19 protein-coding genes are annotated in these 17,210 nt (G+C 62.2%); 3 read left to right on the forward strand and 16 right to left on the reverse strand.

The window, feature by feature from the left end; translation table 11 throughout:
- Positions 1-104: 104 nt before the first annotated feature.
- Positions 105-1,301, reverse strand: coding sequence for a tyrosine--tRNA ligase (gene tyrS / locus SDENCHOL_RS00005; RefSeq protein WP_154715590.1), 1,197 nt, complete (start codon positions 1,299-1,301; stop codon positions 105-107).
- 103 nt (positions 1,302-1,404) lie between these two features.
- Here tyrS and SDENCHOL_RS00010 point away from each other — a divergent pair, with 103 nt between their 5' ends.
- Together SDENCHOL_RS00010 and SDENCHOL_RS00015 are read left to right on the forward strand one after the other, a co-directional pair.
- Complete coding sequence (locus SDENCHOL_RS00010; protein ID WP_231912878.1) at positions 1,405-2,736, forward strand: M23 family metallopeptidase; 1,332 nt, start codon at positions 1,405-1,407, stop codon at positions 2,734-2,736.
- A 22-nt stretch (positions 2,737-2,758) separates the two neighbouring features.
- The gene (locus SDENCHOL_RS00015) at positions 2,759-3,856 is read left to right on the forward strand and encodes an anhydro-N-acetylmuramic acid kinase (protein ID WP_154715592.1); all 1,098 of its coding nucleotides are present in this window, start codon (positions 2,759-2,761) and stop codon (positions 3,854-3,856) included.
- Positions 3,857-3,954: 98 nt separating this feature from the next.
- On the opposite strand, the gene erpA is transcribed toward SDENCHOL_RS00015, so the two are convergent.
- The 15 genes from erpA to SDENCHOL_RS00090 form a co-directional block, all read right to left on the reverse strand.
- Positions 3,955-4,305 (reverse strand): iron-sulfur cluster insertion protein ErpA, encoded by a 351-nt coding sequence (gene erpA, locus SDENCHOL_RS00020; RefSeq protein ID WP_154715593.1) that lies wholly within the window; start codon positions 4,303-4,305, stop codon positions 3,955-3,957.
- Positions 4,306-4,486: 181 nt separating this feature from the next.
- Positions 4,487-5,521, reverse strand: a complete 1,035-nt coding sequence (gene argC, locus SDENCHOL_RS00025) for an N-acetyl-gamma-glutamyl-phosphate reductase (protein WP_172954949.1) — start codon at positions 5,519-5,521, stop codon at positions 4,487-4,489.
- Positions 5,522-5,618: 97 nt separating this feature from the next.
- The gene (queC, locus tag SDENCHOL_RS00030; protein WP_231912879.1) at positions 5,619-6,320 is read right to left on the reverse strand and encodes a 7-cyano-7-deazaguanine synthase QueC; all 702 of its coding nucleotides are present in this window, start codon (positions 6,318-6,320) and stop codon (positions 5,619-5,621) included.
- 28 nt (positions 6,321-6,348) lie between these two features.
- Positions 6,349-6,984, reverse strand: a complete 636-nt coding sequence (gene queE, locus SDENCHOL_RS00035; protein ID WP_154715596.1) for a 7-carboxy-7-deazaguanine synthase QueE — start codon at positions 6,982-6,984, stop codon at positions 6,349-6,351.
- A 59-nt stretch (positions 6,985-7,043) separates the two neighbouring features.
- Positions 7,044-7,847, reverse strand: a complete 804-nt coding sequence (ybgF, locus tag SDENCHOL_RS00040; protein WP_154715597.1) for a tol-pal system protein YbgF — start codon at positions 7,845-7,847, stop codon at positions 7,044-7,046.
- A gap of 2 nt (positions 7,848-7,849) precedes the next feature.
- Positions 7,850-8,404, reverse strand: a complete 555-nt coding sequence (gene pal / locus SDENCHOL_RS00045; protein WP_154715598.1) for a peptidoglycan-associated lipoprotein Pal — start codon at positions 8,402-8,404, stop codon at positions 7,850-7,852.
- A 23-nt stretch (positions 8,405-8,427) separates the two neighbouring features.
- Positions 8,428-9,732, reverse strand: a complete 1,305-nt coding sequence (gene tolB / locus SDENCHOL_RS00050; RefSeq protein WP_154715599.1) for a Tol-Pal system beta propeller repeat protein TolB — start codon at positions 9,730-9,732, stop codon at positions 8,428-8,430.
- 15 nt (positions 9,733-9,747) lie between these two features.
- Positions 9,748-10,536, reverse strand: coding sequence for a cell envelope integrity protein TolA (tolA, locus tag SDENCHOL_RS00055; RefSeq protein ID WP_172954950.1), 789 nt, complete (start codon positions 10,534-10,536; stop codon positions 9,748-9,750).
- Positions 10,537-10,562: 26 nt separating this feature from the next.
- The gene (tolR, locus tag SDENCHOL_RS00060; RefSeq protein ID WP_154715601.1) at positions 10,563-11,003 is read right to left on the reverse strand and encodes a protein TolR; all 441 of its coding nucleotides are present in this window, start codon (positions 11,001-11,003) and stop codon (positions 10,563-10,565) included.
- Between the two features lie 17 nt (positions 11,004-11,020).
- Positions 11,021-11,698 carry a protein TolQ gene (gene tolQ, locus SDENCHOL_RS00065; protein WP_154715602.1) on the reverse strand — a complete coding sequence of 226 codons (678 nt, stop codon included), beginning with the start codon at positions 11,696-11,698 and terminating at the stop codon, positions 11,021-11,023.
- A 128-nt stretch (positions 11,699-11,826) separates the two neighbouring features.
- Positions 11,827-12,270: a tol-pal system-associated acyl-CoA thioesterase gene (ybgC, locus tag SDENCHOL_RS00070; RefSeq protein WP_154715603.1), complete on the reverse strand. Its 444-nt coding sequence runs from the start codon at positions 12,268-12,270 to the stop codon at positions 11,827-11,829.
- A complete protein-coding gene (ruvB, locus tag SDENCHOL_RS00075; protein WP_154715604.1) occupies positions 12,254-13,354 on the reverse strand; it encodes a Holliday junction branch migration DNA helicase RuvB in 1,101 nt (366 codons plus the stop codon). Before ruvB ends, ybgC begins: the two co-directional genes overlap by 17 nt.
- 41 nt (positions 13,355-13,395) lie before the next feature.
- Positions 13,396-13,980: a Holliday junction branch migration protein RuvA gene (ruvA, locus tag SDENCHOL_RS00080; protein WP_154715605.1), complete on the reverse strand. Its 585-nt coding sequence runs from the start codon at positions 13,978-13,980 to the stop codon at positions 13,396-13,398.
- A gap of 73 nt (positions 13,981-14,053) precedes the next feature.
- The gene (gene ruvC / locus SDENCHOL_RS00085) at positions 14,054-14,599 is read right to left on the reverse strand and encodes a crossover junction endodeoxyribonuclease RuvC (RefSeq protein WP_172954951.1); all 546 of its coding nucleotides are present in this window, start codon (positions 14,597-14,599) and stop codon (positions 14,054-14,056) included.
- A gap of 31 nt (positions 14,600-14,630) precedes the next feature.
- Positions 14,631-15,356, reverse strand: a complete 726-nt coding sequence (locus SDENCHOL_RS00090; RefSeq protein WP_154715606.1) for a YebC/PmpR family DNA-binding transcriptional regulator — start codon at positions 15,354-15,356, stop codon at positions 14,631-14,633.
- A 185-nt stretch (positions 15,357-15,541) separates the two neighbouring features.
- On the opposite strand from SDENCHOL_RS00090, the gene SDENCHOL_RS00095 reads away from it, so the two are divergent.
- A complete protein-coding gene (locus SDENCHOL_RS00095) occupies positions 15,542-17,203 on the forward strand; it encodes a helicase HerA-like domain-containing protein (RefSeq protein ID WP_154715607.1) in 1,662 nt (553 codons plus the stop codon).
- Positions 17,204-17,210 lie beyond the last annotated feature (7 nt).

A 17,210-nucleotide genomic window follows, 5' to 3' on the forward strand; every position in this document is an offset into this window, starting at 1 on the left:
CAAGGTCAGCAGCGAGGAAGGCGAATTATACAGATACCGCAGACGCGGTCAACACTTTTGCCAAAGATTTTTGTGATCTTTGCCCTTTTTTCGTGCCGTCTTCGTCAAATCAAGGTGATACGTGCAAACTTGCGCTTGCCAACCTGCAATACGACAGGCTCTCCAACATGCAGTCGCAGTGTCTTGTCGGAAATTTTTTCACTGTTCAGCTTCACTCCGCCCTGATCGATCATCCGTATGGCATCCGACGTACTCGCCGTCAACCCGGCCTGTTTCAGTATCTGCACGACAGCCAGGCCCGTCTGACCTACCGTCAGAGTGACCTCAGGCATGTCGTCCGGAAGGGCGCCACGCCGGAAACGCGCTTCGAAATCCTCCAGCGCCCTCTGAGCAGCAACCGCCGAGTGGAAGCGCGCGACCATCTCCTGCGCAAACAACACCTTGATATCTCGTGGGTTTCTTCCATTCTCAACTTCACGCCGGAAGCCGGCGATCTCGTCCGCGCCGCGAAACGACAGGAGATCGTAATAACGCCACATCAGCTCATCCGACACCGACATCAGTTTGCCGAAGATTTCTTCCGGCGATTCCGCGATGCCGACATAGTTGCCGAGCGATTTGGACATTTTGTTGACGCCATCCAGACCTTCGAGCAACGGCATCATCAGTACACACTGCGGCACCTGGCCGTAATGCTTCTGCAGTTCCCGTCCGACCAGCAGATTGAATTTCTGGTCGGTCCCGCCCAGTTCCACATCGGACTTCATTGCCACCGAGTCATAACCTTGGCAAAGCGGGTAAAGGAATTCGTGGATGGCGATGGGTTGATTGCCCGCGTAACGCCGGGAAAAATCATCCCGCTCCAGCATGCGCGCCACAGTGTGATGCGCGGCCAGCCTGATCATTCCCGCCGCACCCAGCGGCTCTATCCATGTGGAGTTGAAGCGGATTTCGGTATGCTCCGGATCCAGGATCTTGAACACCTGTTCCTCGTAAGTCCGGGCATTTTCCAGGATCTGCTCGCGGGAAAGCGGGGGGCGCGTGGCATTCTTGCCGGTCGGATCACCGATCATTCCCGTGAAATCACCGATCAGAAACATCACCTGGTGGCCCATTTCCTGAAAATGGCGCAGCTTGTTGAGCAGCACGGTATGGCCCAGATGCAGATCGGGCGCAGTTGGATCGAAACCCGCCTTGATTCGCAAGGGGCGTCCCTGCCGAAGCTTTTCCAGTAGCTCGCTTTCAACCAGCAGCTCGTCGCTACCGCGCTTGATGAGGGCAAGTTGGGCCTGAATATCCATTTCAATTACGCAACTACGTGATTGCACAAGGGATCGCGGCAGGGTGACATTCTTCGTCCATTTTTGTTAGACTGCGCAAATTCACGTCCCACCCATGCGCCTGATGAATAAAGCAAAGTCAAGGATTCTAGCGCAACTCGAAATCTTCCGCGTGGTTCATCCCGGCCCTTTCTGGGCATCGCTGGGTGTCGCCGGCATCTCGATGTTCGGCATGGTTGCCGCCTTTGGCACCTCGCCATCCACTGTCGAAATTTCGATTGCGCAGCAAACCGTCGTTGAGCAGCTTGCGCCGGCCATGCGCCCGGCCATGCGACAGGACAACGAATTCTTCGTCCGCGAAGACCATGTCCAGCGCGGCGACAGCGTCGCCAGTCTGCTTGCCCGCCTCGACATACAGGACGACGAGGCTTTCCGCTTCCTGCGGACCAACACCACCACACAGGCTATTTTTCGCCAGTTGCGCCCCGGCAAGCAAGTCACGGCCCATGTCGACAGTGGCGGCGGATTGCAGGCGTTGATTTACCCGCTCAACACGAATGACCGTGCCCTGTTCATCGAACGCCGCGACGGCCAGCTTCACGCCAGCGAGCGCGCCTTGCCTCTTGAAACCGAAGTGCAAATGAAATCCGGGGAGATTCGCTACTCGCTGTTCGGCGCAACCGACGAAGCCGGCATTCCGGATGGCATCGCCATGCAACTGGTCGATATTTTTGGTGGAGATATCGACTTTCACCGCGGCCTGCAGCTTGGTGACCGCTTCTCGGTGGTGTATGAAACACTCAACCATCACGGCAAACTGATACGCAGCGGCCGCGTTCTTGCTGCGGAATTCGTCAATGCCGGCAAGACCTATCGCGCCGTCTGGTTTGAAAGCAATGACCATGCGCACGGCAGCTATTACACCCCCGAGGGCAAGAGCCTGCGCAAAGCCTTTCTGCGCTCGCCGCTGGAGTTCTCCCGCATCAGCTCCGGCTTCACTTCGGCGCGCCTCCACCCGATCAAGCAAACCTGGCGCGCCCACAAGGGAATCGACTACGCAGCCCCCACGGGCACCAAGGTGAAATCAACGGCGGATGGCACCGTCGATTTCGTCGGTACCCAGAATGGCTTTGGCCGTGTGGTGATCCTGCGGCACCAGGGACGTTATACAACGGTGTATGCCCACCTTTCCAAATTCGCCCCTGGCCTGCGCAAAGGGCAGCGGGTATCGCAGGGTGAAGTCATTGGAAACGTCGGCAGTACCGGCTGGGCCACGGGACCGCACCTGCACTACGAATTCCGCGTCAACAACGTGCAGCAGAACCCGCTCTCTGTCGCGCTGCCAACGGCCGTGCCACTGACCAGACAGCAGTTGGCCAGCTTCCGGAGCAAGGCGGAACCCTACCTCACCCAACTCAACCTCGCCGCACCCAGAAGTCTGGCCTTGCTTGACTGAGACAACGTGGCGTGATGGCGTAATGAACGCGCCTGACCTGATCATCGGCCTGATGACGGGTACCAGTCTGGATGGTGTCGACGCTGTCCTGGTTGACATGGCATCAGGCATGCCCGAACTACGGCAGACTGCCTATCTGCCCTACCCTGCCGAATTGCGTGCCGAACTCCTGGCCCTGCATGTATCGGGAGCGGATGAACTCCATCGAGCCGCGCTGCTTTCCCGGCAACTGGCGCAGCGCTACGCCGACGCGATCGATCTGCTGCTGGAGAAAGCCGCGACGGCTGCGGGGAAAATACGCGCCATCGGCTGCCACGGCCAGACCATCCGCCACGAGCCGCAGCAAGGCTATACGATACAACTCAACAATCCGGCCCTGCTTGCCGAACTCTGCGGCATCACCGTCGTTGCCGATTTTCGCAGCCGCGATATTGCCGCCGGCGGCGAAGGCGCGCCGCTGGTGCCCGCCTTTCACGCCGCCCGCTTTGGCGATCCGCACCTGCGCCGGGTCATACTCAACATTGGCGGCATTGCCAACGTCACCGACCTGCAGCCCGGTAAACCGGTACGGGGCTTCGACTGCGGGCCCGGCAACATGCTGCTTGACGCCTGGACGCAACGTCATCTCGGCCAAGCTTATGATAGCCAAGGTGCCTGGGCGACGACGGGCAAAATACTTCCGGAATTGCTCGATCGCCTGCTCGAGCATCCGTTCTTCCGCTTGTCCCCACCGAAAAGCTGCGGCCGCGAACAGTTCAATCTCGAATGGCTGGCAAGCCTCCTCGACCAGAACGAATCACCTGCCGATGTCCAGGCAACCCTGCTGGCCATGACGGCCACCTCGATACAGCGCGCCATACTGGATTGCTGCAGCGGTACCGAGGAAATCCTCGTCTGTGGCGGCGGCGCCCACAACACCGCGCTGCTCGGCATGCTGGCGGATCTACTGCCGCACATCCGCATACACAGCACATCCGCCCTGGGGCTGCCGCCCGATTGGGTCGAGGCCGTGGCATTTGCCTGGCTGGCCTGGCGTACCCTGCAAGGGCAGACCGGCAACCTGCCCGAGGTTACGGGAGCCAGGGGAGCACGGCTGCTTGGTGCCATCTACCCGGCCTGAAAACGAACAAGGCGCCGCGCGGCGCCTTGTTCATCATTCGTCGTTCGTTGCTCGCTGGTACGGCAAACCGCATCAGCGGTGCGATGATATTGGCGAACTCAGACCGAAAAGGAAGAACCGCAGCCGCAGGTCGATTCGGCATTCGGATTCTTGATGACGAACTGCGAGCCTTGCAGGCCTTCCGTATAGTCGATCTCGGCACCGATCAAGTACTGGTAGCTCATCGGATCAACCAGCAACTGCACGCCACCGCGCTCGACCACGGTATCGTCATCGTTGATTTCCTCTTCGAAGGTAAAACCGTACTGGAAACCCGAACAGCCGCCGCCACTGACGAAGACGCGCAGCTTGAGATCGGGATTGCCTTCCTCGATGATCAGATCCTTGACTTTCTCGACGGCCTTGTCGGTGAAGACCATGGGCATCGGCATTTCGGCAGGGGCGTTCATTGCTAACTCCTTGAGTTTGATTGGTTGCAAGCGGCTGCATCGGCAAACTGCCGGGGAACAGCCGGCGCACCGGGCCGGGTAAGCCGAATGGTATGGGTCGCCCGGAGCACGGTGCAATTTTCGGCATTCATTGTACTGAACATCGGCTAAAGCGTGTGCAAGTGTTTGAAATCAATACCCATCAGGGCAGAACGGGAATTTGGGTGAGTCCCGATCGTTCGTCACAGCCAAACATCAGATTCATGTTCTGCACCGCCTGGCCGGCCGCGCCCTTGACCAGATTGTCGATCACCGACAGAACGACCAGCGTATCGCCACCCTGCGGCCGATGCACGGCGATGCGACAAGTATTGGCCGCGCGTACCGAGCGGGTTTCCGGATGGCTGCCGGCCGGCAGTACATCGACGAAAACCTCATCGGCATAGCGCTGCTCGAACAGCGCCTGGAAATCCGCTTCGCGCGTGATGCGCGCATAGAGCGTGGCATGAATGCCGCGTATCATCGGCACCAGATGAGGCACGAAGGTCAGCCCGATTTCAGTTTTGTCTTGTGCTGCCCGCGCCAGGCCTTGGCGGATTTCCGGCAAGTGTCGATGCCCCTGCACGCCATAGGCTTTGAAATTGTCTCCCGCCTCGGAAAACAGGGTGTGCGTCTCCGCCTTGCGCCCTGCACCGGACACGCCGGACTTCACGTCCGCCACCAGATGCGCCGGATCGACACAGCCTGCTTCGATCAGGGGCAGGAAACCGAGCTGTGTTGCGGTTGGATAGCAGCCGGGATTGGCCACCAGCCGCGCGCCGCGAATCTGCTCGCGATTGACTTCGGGCAAACCATACACGGCCTCGGCGACCAGCGCCGGACTGGCATGCGGCATGCCATACCATTTTTCCCAGACGGCAATGTCCTTGATGCGAAAATCCGCCGCCAGGTCGATCACCCGCACACCGGCGTCGAGCAAGCCGGCCGCCTGCTGCATGGCGATGCCGTTGGGCGTGGCAAAGAACACCACATCGCAATCCGCCAACGGCGAACTGGTCGGATCGGAAAAACACAGCGCCACCCGACCGCGCAGGCTGGGAAACAGATCGGCCACCGGCATCCCCGCTTCGCCGCGCGAAGTGATGGCCTTGAGCTCGACCTGGGGGTGCTGCGCCAGCAGGCGCAACAACTCGACGCCGGTATACCCCGTACCGCCAACGACACCTACCTTGATCATCACATCCTCCACGAAACGAGCCGGTTATGGTAACGCCGCAGGCCCGTGGCCGGCAAGCAATGCGCAGAACTTCCGCGCGCAGGATTCAGACTCAGGCTCAGGCCGCGGGCGCTGCCAGGTAAGGTGTGGGATCGGGAATGCCGGCAGCGACAAAACCGGCGCGGCGCAGGCGGCAGGATTCGCAAACTCCGCAGGCGCGCCCGGCTTCATCGGCCTGGTAGCAGGACACCGTCAATGCGTAATCGACACCCAGTCCGCTGCCCAGACGGATGATCTCGGCCTTGCTCAAATCGATCAGCGGTGCGTGCAGGTGCAGATACCGTCCTTCGGCGGCGGCTTTGGTGGCCAGGTTTGCCATGGCCTCGAAGGCTCGGATGAACTCCGGACGACAATCCGGATAGCCGGAATAATCGACGGCATTGACGCCGACAAAAATGTCACAGGCCCCCAGCACCTCGGCCCAGGCCAGCGCCAGCGCCAGCATGATGGTGTTGCGTGCCGGAACATAGGTGACCGGAATGCCCGGTGCCAGACCGCCGGTCGGCACGGCGATGTTCTCATCGGTCAGCGCCGAGCCGCCGAAGGCCGCCAGATCCAGTTGCAGCATGCGATGCGCGGCAGCCTCCAGACTCGCCGCCACGCGGCGGGCCGCCGTCAGTTCAACGCGATGACGCTGGCCATAGTCGAGCGACAGGCAATGGCAGCGAAAACCGCGGCTGCGCGCTATCGCCAGCGTGGTGGCCGAATCCAGTCCGCCGGACAGCAGCACGACGGCATTCGCTGCGTCCGCTGCGTTCACTGTGCTCTCCGCATCTTTCCGCCCTGCATCAGCGACCACGCTCATTCCCCCAGAGTATCTTGTGCAACTGCAGCTGAAAACGCACCGGCAAGCGATCCCGCAAAATCCACTCGGCGAGCTGCGCCGGATCGAGTCGTCCCTGCACGGGCGAAAACAGCACCGGGCAGATATCCGTCAGGCGCCGCTCGGCGAGCACAGCCTTGGCCCACTCGTAATCCTCCCGCGAGGCGAGCACGCACTTGATTTCGTCATGCGCACCCAACGCACGCAGATTCTCCCAGCGGTTTTTGCCGCTCTCGCCGGAATCTGGCGCCTTGATATCCATGATCCGTGAAACGCGCGCATCGACCGCCGCGACATCCAGCGCGCCACTGGTTTCCAGCGACACGTCGTAGCCCGCAACGCAAAAGGCTTGCAGTAGCGCCAGGCTGTCCTTCTGCGCCAACGGTTCCCCACCCGTGACGCAGACCTGGCGGCAGCCGAATTGCGCGACGCGCGCCAGCACCTCATCGACAGACAACGATTCGCCGCCGCTGAACGCGTATTCGCTATCGCACCAGGCGCAGCGCAGCGGACAGCCGGTCAGGCGAACGAAGACCGTCGGCAAACCGACGCGTGTCGACTCGCCCTGTATCGAATGGAAAATCTCATTGACCCGCAGCATCGCAAGCTATCCCGCCATCGAGCCAACCCGGCTCTGCCCTGCCAGGCCGGCGCACCTCATTATTTTTGCAGACGTGGACGGGCGGCCTGGGCGGCAGTGCTGTTGGGATATTTCTGGATGATCATCTCGAGCGCGGCGCGCGCGCCCTTGATGTCGCCGCTGTCGCGCAGGCTGTTGGCCTGCCCAAGCAGAGCATCCGGCGCCTTGGCATCTGCCGGCCAGGTTGCCGGCACCTTGGCGAACAACCCCGCTGCCTTCTGGAACTGGCGTTGCTGGTAGTACGCCGAAGCTGCCCAGTAATGCGCATTCGGCAACAGCGTGCTGCTGCCATGATTCTTGATGAATCCCTCGAAAGCGGCGGCAGCCTCCTTGTAGCGCGCCCCTTTGAACAGCGTCAGGGCCGCTTCATAATCGCGCATTTCCACCGCCGGATCGGGCGCTGCCGTTGCAGTTGCCGCAGCCGCAGCCACGACACCCTCTGCACTGCCCGCACCATCGGCTGCCTCATTGCCGACAACCGGCTCCAGCTTGCGCAAGCGGCTGTCGAGATCGATGTAGAAGTCTTTCTGCCGCTTTTGCGCCGCATCGAGCTCGTAAGCAACCACTTCAACCTGGCCGCGCAACTTGGCGACATCGGTCTTGAGCTGCTCGATCTGGTTGGCCAGATCGAGCTGGCTGCGCGTCGCATTGTTGGCAGTCGCCGTCACCTCATCGAGGCGCTTGCCGTGTTCGACCAGTTCACTGCGCACATTTTCGATGCGATTGCGCGCCTCGGCATCATCGAACAAGCCGGCCTGCGCAGGCAGCGCAAAGCCGGCACTGCCTGCGATGACCAGCAGCAGCCTGGGCAGACGCCGCCTCATGCTCAGAACTCGCCGGTATACAACATGTCGGCTCGACGATTTTCCGCCCAGCATTCCTCGCTTTGCTCGGTGCAGCGCGGTTTTTCCTCACCGAGGCTGACGGCTTCGACCTGATCTTCCTTGCCGCCAAGCAGCAGCAGTGATTTCTTCACCGCCTCCGCCCGCTTCTGACCCAGCGCCAGGTTGTATTCGCGGCTGCCACGCTCGTCGGCATTGCCCTGGATCAACACCTTGATCTGTTGATTGACGTTGAGGAAGCGGCCATGCGCTTCGAGCAGGGACTTGAATTCATCCTTGATCACATACTGATCGAAATCGAAGTACACGCTGCGCTTCGACAGAATGCTCCTGGGATCCTTGAGCTGCGCCAGACTATATTCGCCGATGGGCGAACCGGCCTCCACCGGCGCGACCTGCGTGCCATCGACGGCGACCGGACCGGGCTGGCGATCCTCGACGGCCGCGGCCGATTGCTCCGGTGCCGGCGGCTGGCTGGAACAAGCGGCAAGAATCAGGGAAGCAAGAAGAACGGAGGCAATGGCAATTGGTTTACGCATGACAGACTCCCGAAATTTGACCTTCAATTGGAATAAGGACCCCACACCGGCTCGCGCACGTCGGCAGCCGGTACGGAGAGTTTCTGTTTGACACGACCATCACTGGAAACCGCCGCCAACACGCCGCGGCCGCCGACTTCGGTGGCATAGATGATCATGCGGCCGTTGGGCGAAAAGCTGGGTGACTCATCCTTGAGGGTATCGGTCAGAATCGTCGATTGACGGCTGGCCAGATCCATCAATGCCACCTGAAAACGCCCGTTGTTGCGAGTGATGTAAGCCATGCTCCTGCCATCCGGCGACAGGCGCGGCGTCACGTTGTAAACACCTTCGAACGTCACTCGCTGAACCTCGCCGCCGCTGGCGGGGATACGATAGATCTGCGGGCTGCCGCCGCGGTCGGAGGTGAAATAGATGTACTGGCCATCCGGCGAAAAATACGGCTCGGTATCGATGCCGCTCGACGTTGCCAGCCGCTTCACGCCACTGCCATCGGCGTTGACGGTGAACAATTGTGAATTGCCTTCCTTGGAAAGCACCACCGCCAGCCTCTTGCCATCCGGCGACCAGGCCGGCGCCGAGTTCGAGCCCTTGAAATTCGCCGCCACGTGGCGCTTGCTGGTCGCCAGCACATGCACATAGACGACCGGCTTCTTCGCCTCGAAGGAAACATAGGCCAGACGCGAGCCATCGGGCGACCAGGCCGGCGAAATGATCGGCTCGCGCGACGTCAGGGCAGTCTGCGCATTCATGCCGTCCGCATCGGCAATCTGCAGTTCATAGCGTCCGGCCGTCTTCACGACATAGGCGATATGCGTCGAGAAAACGCCCCGCTCACCGATCAGCTTCTCATAAATATAATCGGCGATGCGATGCGCCACGGCGCGCAATTGTGTCCTGTTCGAAACATAGGACTGGCTGCCGAGTGCGGCCTGCTTGGGCACGTCGAGCAGACGAAAGCGCGTCTCGAAGCGGCCATCGCCCGTCATCGAGGGCAGCACGCTGCCGCCGACCAGCGCATCGGCGCCGCGCGCCCTGAGATCGGGAAAGTTCACCTGGCTCGTCTCGCTCATCGCCGCCTCGCCGGGATCCACCATGCGGAACAAACCGCTGCGCTCGAGATCGGCGCGCACCACCGCCGTCAGCGCCTGACTGACCAGGCGCTCGCCGGCAAAATCAGCCACCGCGATGGGCAGTCGATTGGCGCCGGCACCGGTGATTTCGATGGACAACTGCGCCTGAGCAGGCAGCGCCAGGCACAGCAGCAACAGGCTCAAAAACTGGCCCGGATAGCGTCGGAAACGCAGAAAATCAGGTAATTTCAGCATGTTGGGATTATAGCCTCAGTCTTCCAGCGGATGAAACCGCAGCTCCAGATTGCGCGCAAACAAATCACCGCGTTCGGGTTTCGGCAAGGGCGAAGACTTGCGGATGGCGCGCTCCACCGCCGCATCGTAGCCGGCATGGCCGCTCGACTTCTTCAGGTGCACATTGAGGATTTCGCCGCTCGGGAACTGCACGACGTCGAAGATGGCCTCCGGATTTCCCTTGATGTCCGGCGGCAGCACGATGTTGCTCTTGATACGACTGCGGATGCGGCCGATGTAATCGGCCATCGCCTTGCTATTCGCCATCCGGGCCTGTTCCATGGCCTGCTTTTTACTGTCCAGTGCCGCAAGTTCCGCGGCGATCGCACTGGCGTCGGCCTTGGCCGCCTCGGCTTTCTGCCGATCGAGCCGCGCGCGCGAAAGTTCCTGTTCAAGCATCATGGAATCGACCTGCGGTGGAACGGGCGTAGCGGCCGGTGGTCTGGGTTTTTCCTTCTTCTCTTCCTTCAGCGCAATGTCCGGTTTGGGCAAAGGTGCGGCCGGCTTGCTTACCGGTGGCGGCGGTGGCGATTCGACCGGCCGCGCGGGCGTTTTCCTTGCCTCTGGCACGACAGGTACGACATCTGGCTGCGGCACGGCACGCACCAGCTCCACTTCAATTGCCTCATTGACCTGGGTCGTCCAGCGGATGCCGAAAAACAGAAAGGCAAACAGCAGCAGGTGCACTGCCAGCGTCAAGCCCAGCGACAGATATTTGCCGACTTCCGACAAATCCGCTGCAGGCGGCGGATAGTCGACAAGCACGGTGGAAACCCCTGACATCGACAACCTCAGCGCCTGGTACCGCCTGCCGCGGTTGCCTGGGTCGGCTGAACCAGCAGACCGATCTTCGTCACCTGGTTCTTCTGCAACTCGTCCATGACCTTGAGCACCGCTTCGTAGCGCACGTTCTTGTCGCCGGCAATCAGTATCGCCTGCGCCGGATTTTTCTCCTGCGCCGCCTTGAGCCGTGCCACCAGGTCGGCCTGGTCGAGTTCGAGTTCGCTTGCACTGCCGCCCTTGCCGCGATCGCGCAGGGCCAGCGTCGCATCGGCGCGGATCACCACCTCCAGTGGTGCCACCGGCGGCGGCGTTGCCTTGGCCACGCTGGGCAGGTCGATGCTGCCGGTCTGGATCATCGGCGCGGTGACCATGAAGATCACCAGCAACACCAGCATCACGTCGATATACGGCACGACGTTGATCTGGTTCATCTGACGACGCTGTTTCATGCCTGCGCCACTCCCGCTCAGCGCAACTGGCGTTGCAGGATGTTGGAGAACTCCTCCATGAAGCTTTCGAGGCGTACCGACAGGCGATCAACGTCATGAGCGTAACGGTTGTAGGCAACCACCGCCGGGATCGCGGCGAACAGGCCGATGGCCGTCGCCACCAGCGCCTCGGCAATGCCCGGCGCCACGGCGGACAGCGTGGCCGTGCTCATCTGCGCCAGACCGCGGAAGGAATGCATGATGCCCCACACCGTACCGAACAAGCCAACATAGGGCGACACCGAACCGACCGAGGCGAGGAAGGACAGATGCGCATCGAGCGCGTCGATTTCCCGCTGATAGGACGCCCGCATCGCGCGCCGCGCGCCATCGACGATCATCGATGGATCGGCGGTTTTCTGCGCATGCAGCTTGGTGAACTCGCGGTAGCCGGCCTCGAAGATGTGTTCCAGCGCACCGCCGCCGTGACGATCGTGCAGCGCGGCCTGATACAGCGTATTGAGATCGCTGCCGCTCCAGAACTCGCGCTCGAAGCGATCGGTCTGGCTGCGGGCATCGCGCAGCGCGAACCATTTGCGGAAAATCCAGTACCACGACATCACCGAGACGCCGACGAGCAGCAGCATGATCAGCTTGACCACCAGGCTCGCATTGATGATCAGTTCGATGATGGATAAATCCTGGGTGACATTCATGGGTTATGTTCCGGAGTCGAAGTCGGTACGGTCTGTGTTTCTGTACGGGCTGATTCGCCCGGGGCAAACCGGCAGGGTTGTGAAATTTTCTATCGTCAATTGGCGCGCGATTCCTGTGTGATGCGCATTCAATCCCGGTCGGCAGCCAGGCGCTGGAACATCCCGAGCAGCGCCGGCGGCATGGCGCAGGGCCGGCCGCGCGCCGGATCGACGCAGGCAATGCGCATCATGCCGGTGGCCAGGACGTCCGCACCGCGCAGCACGCGCTGATCGAAAACCACCTGGGCGCGGCCAACCGACTCGACGCGGGTGTCGATTGCCAGCAGATCGTCGAGACGGGCCGATTTCAGGTATTCGACCGCCGCCGAACGGGCGACGAAGGCCACGCCCTGTTCCTCGACCATGCGCGACTGCTGGAAGCCCAGTTGGCGCAACCATTCGGTACGGGCACGCTCCATGAATTTCAGATAATTGGCGTAATACACCATGCCGGCGGCGTCGGTGTCTTCGTAATACACCCGTACCGGCAGGATGAAGTTTTGTGGCGACTTGGCTTCAGACGGCATCGCCATCCCAGAGTTCCGCTGTGCCTGTGTGCTCGCGCAGATTTCTTGCCTCCAGGCCGAAATGCCGCCAGATCGCCGGGGTAGCCACCCGGCCGCGCGGCGTGCGTTGCAGATAGCCCTGCTGGATCAGGTAAGGCTCCAGCACGTCCTCGATGGTATCGCGCGCTTCGCCAATGGCGGCGGCGAGATTGTCCACGCCGACCGGCCCGCCGCCGAATTTTTCCAGCATCGCGCCGAGCAGCTTGCGATCCATCAGATCCAGCCCGAGCGCATCGACATCGAGCATGATCAATGCCGCATCCGCCACTTCCCGGGTGATGTGTCCATCGGCCTTGACTTCGGCAAAGTCGCGCACGCGGCGCAGCAGGCGATTGGCGATGCGCGGCGTGCCGCGCGAACGGCGGGCGATTTCCAGCGCGCCCTCCGCCGCAACCTGCACCTTGAGCAGCCTGGCGGAGCGCGTGACGATGCGCGCCAGTTCCTCGGGACTGTAAAACTCCAGACGCGCGACGATGCCGAAGCGGTCGCGCAGCGGATTGGTCAGCATGCCGGCCCGCGTCGTCGCGCCCACCAGGGTGAATGGCGGCAGATCGAGTTTCACCGAACGCGCCGCCGGGCCTTCGCCGATCATGATGTCGATCTGGAAATCCTCCAGCGCCGGGTAGAGGATTTCCTCGACCACCGGCGAGAGGCGGTGGATTTCATCGATGAACAACACGTCGTGCGGTTCGAGATTGGTCAGGATCGCCGCCAGGTCGCCCGCGCGCTCCAGCACCGGCCCGGAGGTCTGCCGCAGATTGACGCCCATTTCATGCGCGACGATGTGCGCCAGCGTGGTCTTGCCCAGGCCCGGCGGGCCGAACAGCAGCACGTGATCGAGCGACTCCTGGCGCTGGCGTGCCGCGTGGATGAATATCTCCAACTGATCGCGGATTTTCTGCTGACCGACGTATTCGTCGAGCATTTTCGGCCGCAGGGCCCGCTCCAGCGCGTCTTCCTGCGGCGATTCGGCGGCTGCGCCAATCAGCCGCGCCGCGCCTGTCGCATGCGCATGCACATTGCTGCCCAGCTTGTCGGTTTCAATGGCCATAAGCGGCAAGTTTATCCGAGATTGCGGGCCTCACTTCAAGCTCAAACCTTGGACAGCAGCTTCAGCGCCTGACGAATCCCCTCGGCAACGGGCAGGCCTTCGGGCAGCGTCTTCAGTACCGGAATCACCTCGCGCTCGTTGTAGCCCAGTGCCATCAAGGCATTCAGAATATCGTCTACCGACGCATGGCCGGCCGCGCCAGGCTGCGCCGGGCCGCCCGCCGCCTTCGGCAGACGATCGCGCAATTCCAGCAGCAGGCGTTCGGCGGTCTTCTTGCCGATGCCGGGAATCTTCACCAGCCGGCCGGATTCCTGCAGCGTCACCGCCTGCGCCAGTTCGCGCACCGACATGCCGGACAGCACCGCCAGCGCAATGCGCGCGCCGATGCCGCTGACTTTCAGCAACTGGCGAAACACCGCGCGCTCGTCCTCGGTCAGAAAGCCATACAGAAACTGGCCATCCTCGCGCACGACCAGATGGGTTTGCAGGCTCACCCTCTCGCCCGCCGCCGGCAGGTTGTAGAACGTGCTCATCGGTACGTCGATCTCGTAACCGACGCCCTGCACGTCCAGCAATACCTGCGGCGGGTTCTTTGCGGCCAGCACGCCAGTCAATCGGCCTATCATGAAAGTCCTCCAAAAAATTCCCGGATGCCGGCCGGCAGCAAATCGTGCTTCAGTGCAATCGTGCCTGCGGCATTCACAACAGACGTCCGCCACGCACGCGCCGCCCGGCAGTGGCCAGCGCGCCCAGCCCCTGTCCGCCATGGGCATGGCAGATCGCGCAGGCCAGCGCATCGGCGGCATCGGCGCTCGGCTCACCGTCGAGGTCCAGCAGCTTGCGCACCATGTGGCCGACCTGCGCCTTGGCCGCCTTGCCATGGCCGACCACCGCCTGCTTGACCTGCAGCGCCGTATATTCCGCCACCGGCAGGCCGGCCAGCACCAGCGCGCTGATCGCCGCACCGCGCGCCTGCCCCAGCAGCAGCGTCGATTGCGGATTGACGTTGACGAACACCTTCTCGACGGCTGCCTGCTGCGGCTGGTAGGTGGCGATGATTTCGGCCACGCCTTCGAGGATGATTTTCAGTCGCTGCGGCAGATTCTCGGCCATCCCGTCCTCTGCCGCACTGGCGGTCCTGATGCAGCCGCTGCCGATGTAATGCAGGCGGCTGCCCTGTTTCTCGATGAGGCCGAACCCCGTCACGCGCAGGCCGGGGTCGATGCCGAGGATGCGCACGGACATGATGATGTGGAAAAGACGGGCAAAGGCTGGCTCAGTCCTCGATCACCGCGTTGGTGTAGACCTCCTGAACGTCGTCGAGCGCTTCCAGCGCATCGAGCAGTTTCTGCATCTTCAGCGCATCGTCGCCAGCAAAGACATTTTCGGTCGACGGCTTCATGGCGACTTCGGCAAATTCCGCCGTGAAACCGGCTTTCTCCAGCACCTCCTTGACGGCGACGAAATCGGCCGGCGCGGAAATCACTTCCATCGAGCCGTCTTCGTTGGTCAACACGTCCTCGGCGCCCGCCTCCAGCGCGACCTCCATCAGGGCTTCCTCATCGGTGCCCGGCGCGAAGATCAACTGGCCGCAGTGCTGGAACAGATAAGCCACCGAACCGTCGGTGCCCAGATTGCCGCCATTCTTGTTGAAGGCATGGCGCACGTCGGCCACGGTGCGCACCTTGTTGTCGGTCAGGCAATCGACGATCACCGCCGCGCCGTTGATGCCGTAGCCCTCATAGCGGATTTCCTCGTAGTTCACCCCTTCGAGCTCGCCCGTGCCGCGCTTGATGGCATTCTTGATGTTGTCGGCCGGCATGTTCTCGGCCTTGGCCTTCTCCACCGCCAGACGCAGGCGCGGATTGAAGCCCGCATCGCCGCCGCCCGATTTGGCGGCGACCGTGATTTCCTTGATCAATTTCGTGAAAACCTTGCCGCGCTTGGCATCCTGGCGCCCCTTGCGGTGCTGGATGTTGGCCCATTTGGAATGACCTGCCATGATCGAACTCCCTTTCTTGCCCGTAACTGACCACTGACCTCCCGGCGCAAGCCTCGCCTGAGACCTGCGCAAGAGGAGGATTCTAGCAGCCCGGCACTGGCGGTTCTGCCGATCGGCGGCGACCGTCACATCATGGACTCGTTGCTAGAATCCGGTCTTTCACCCGCCAATCAAGAAGCCGCGCCATGACCGAACCCCTGTATATCGCCAAGTCCGTCGATAGCGACGACTATCCCGCCCTGCTGCCGCAGATGGCCAACCGCCATGGTTTGATTACCGGCGCCACCGGCACGGGAAAAACCGTCACCCTGCAATCGCTGGCCGAGCGGCTGTCGTATGCCGGAGTGCCGGTCTTCATGGCCGACGTCAAAGGCGATCTGTCCGGCGTCGCCGCGGCCGGCACGCTGACGCCGAAGCTGGAAAAGCGCATTCAGGAATTGGGGCTGGAGGGCTACACCCCGTTTGCCAATCCGGCCATGTTCTGGGATGTCTTCGGCACCAGCGGCATCCCGGTGCGCGCGACGATTTCCGACATGGGGCCGCTGTTGCTGGCACGTCTGCTGAACCTCAACGAAACCCAGAGCGGCGTGCTGCAACTGGTGTTCCGCATCGCCGACGATCAGGGCCTGCTGCTGCTCGATCTCAAGGATCTGCGCGCGATGGTGCAATACGTCGGCGACAACGCCAAAAATTTCACCACCGAATACGGCAACGTCTCGACCGCCTCGATCGGCGCCATCCAGCGCGGCCTGCTGACGCTGGAGGAACAGGGCGGCAATCTCTTTTTCGGCGAGCCGATGCTCGATATCCACGATCTGATGCAGATCGACGGCAACGGCCGCGGCGTCGTCAATGTGTTGCGCGCGGAAAAGCTGATCAATGCGCCGGCGCTGTATTCCACCTTCCTGCTCTGGCTGCTCGCCGAACTCTTCGAACAATTGCCGGAAGCCGGCGATCTCGACAAGCCGCGCCTGGTGTTCTTCTTCGACGAGGCCCACCTGTTGTTCAGCGATGCGCCGCAGGCCCTGGTCGATAAGGTCGAGCAGGTCGTCCGCCTGATCCGCTCCAAGGGCGTCGGCGTTTATTTCGTCACCCAGAATCCGCTCGACGTGCCGGAAAAAGTCCTCGGCCAGCTCGGCAACCGCGTCCAGCACGCGCTGCGCGCCTTCACCCCGCGCGACCAGAAGGCCGTGCAGGCGGCAGCGCAGACCATGCGGGTCAATCCGAAGTTCGATGCCGCTGCGGTGATCGGCGAACTGGGCGTCGGTGAAGCGCTGGTGTCCTTTCTCGACGAGAAGGGCCGTCCCGGCATCACCGAGCGTGCGCTGATTTTTCCGCCCGCCTCGCGTCTCGGTCCGTTGACGGAGGACGAGCTTCAGGCCGAACTCGCCAACGCGCCACTCCACGGCAAGTACGCTGCAACCACGGACCGGGTTTCGGCCTATGAAGCGCTCAAGGGACAGGCGCCGCAGGATGCGGCGGATACGGCCGCCGCGCCGACAAAACCAGGACGCCCGGGCGCCATTCCCCCGCCGACTCAGCCTGCAGGCAGAGCGCCTTCCTTCCCGACGGCACGGCCCGAAACCTCTGGCGGGCAAGCCGCACGCAACAGCACGGCAAGAACCACTTCAGCGGCGCAGACTGGAACGGGCGGTCTGGGAGGCATCGGCGACATGCTGGGCAGCATCCTGACCGGCACCACCGGCCCGCGCGGCGGACGCCGCGAGGGCGTGATCGAAGCCGCTGCCAAGAGCGCTGCGCGTGGCGCAGCCGGCACCGTTGGACGCGAACTGGGACGCCAGATCCTGCGCGGGGTGCTCGGCTCCATCCTCGGCGGCAAGCGCTGAGGCACGC

This window comes from Sterolibacterium denitrificans (genome assembly GCF_900174485.1).
In the GTDB taxonomy this organism is placed as follows: domain Bacteria; phylum Pseudomonadota; class Gammaproteobacteria; order Burkholderiales; family Rhodocyclaceae; genus Sterolibacterium; species Sterolibacterium denitrificans.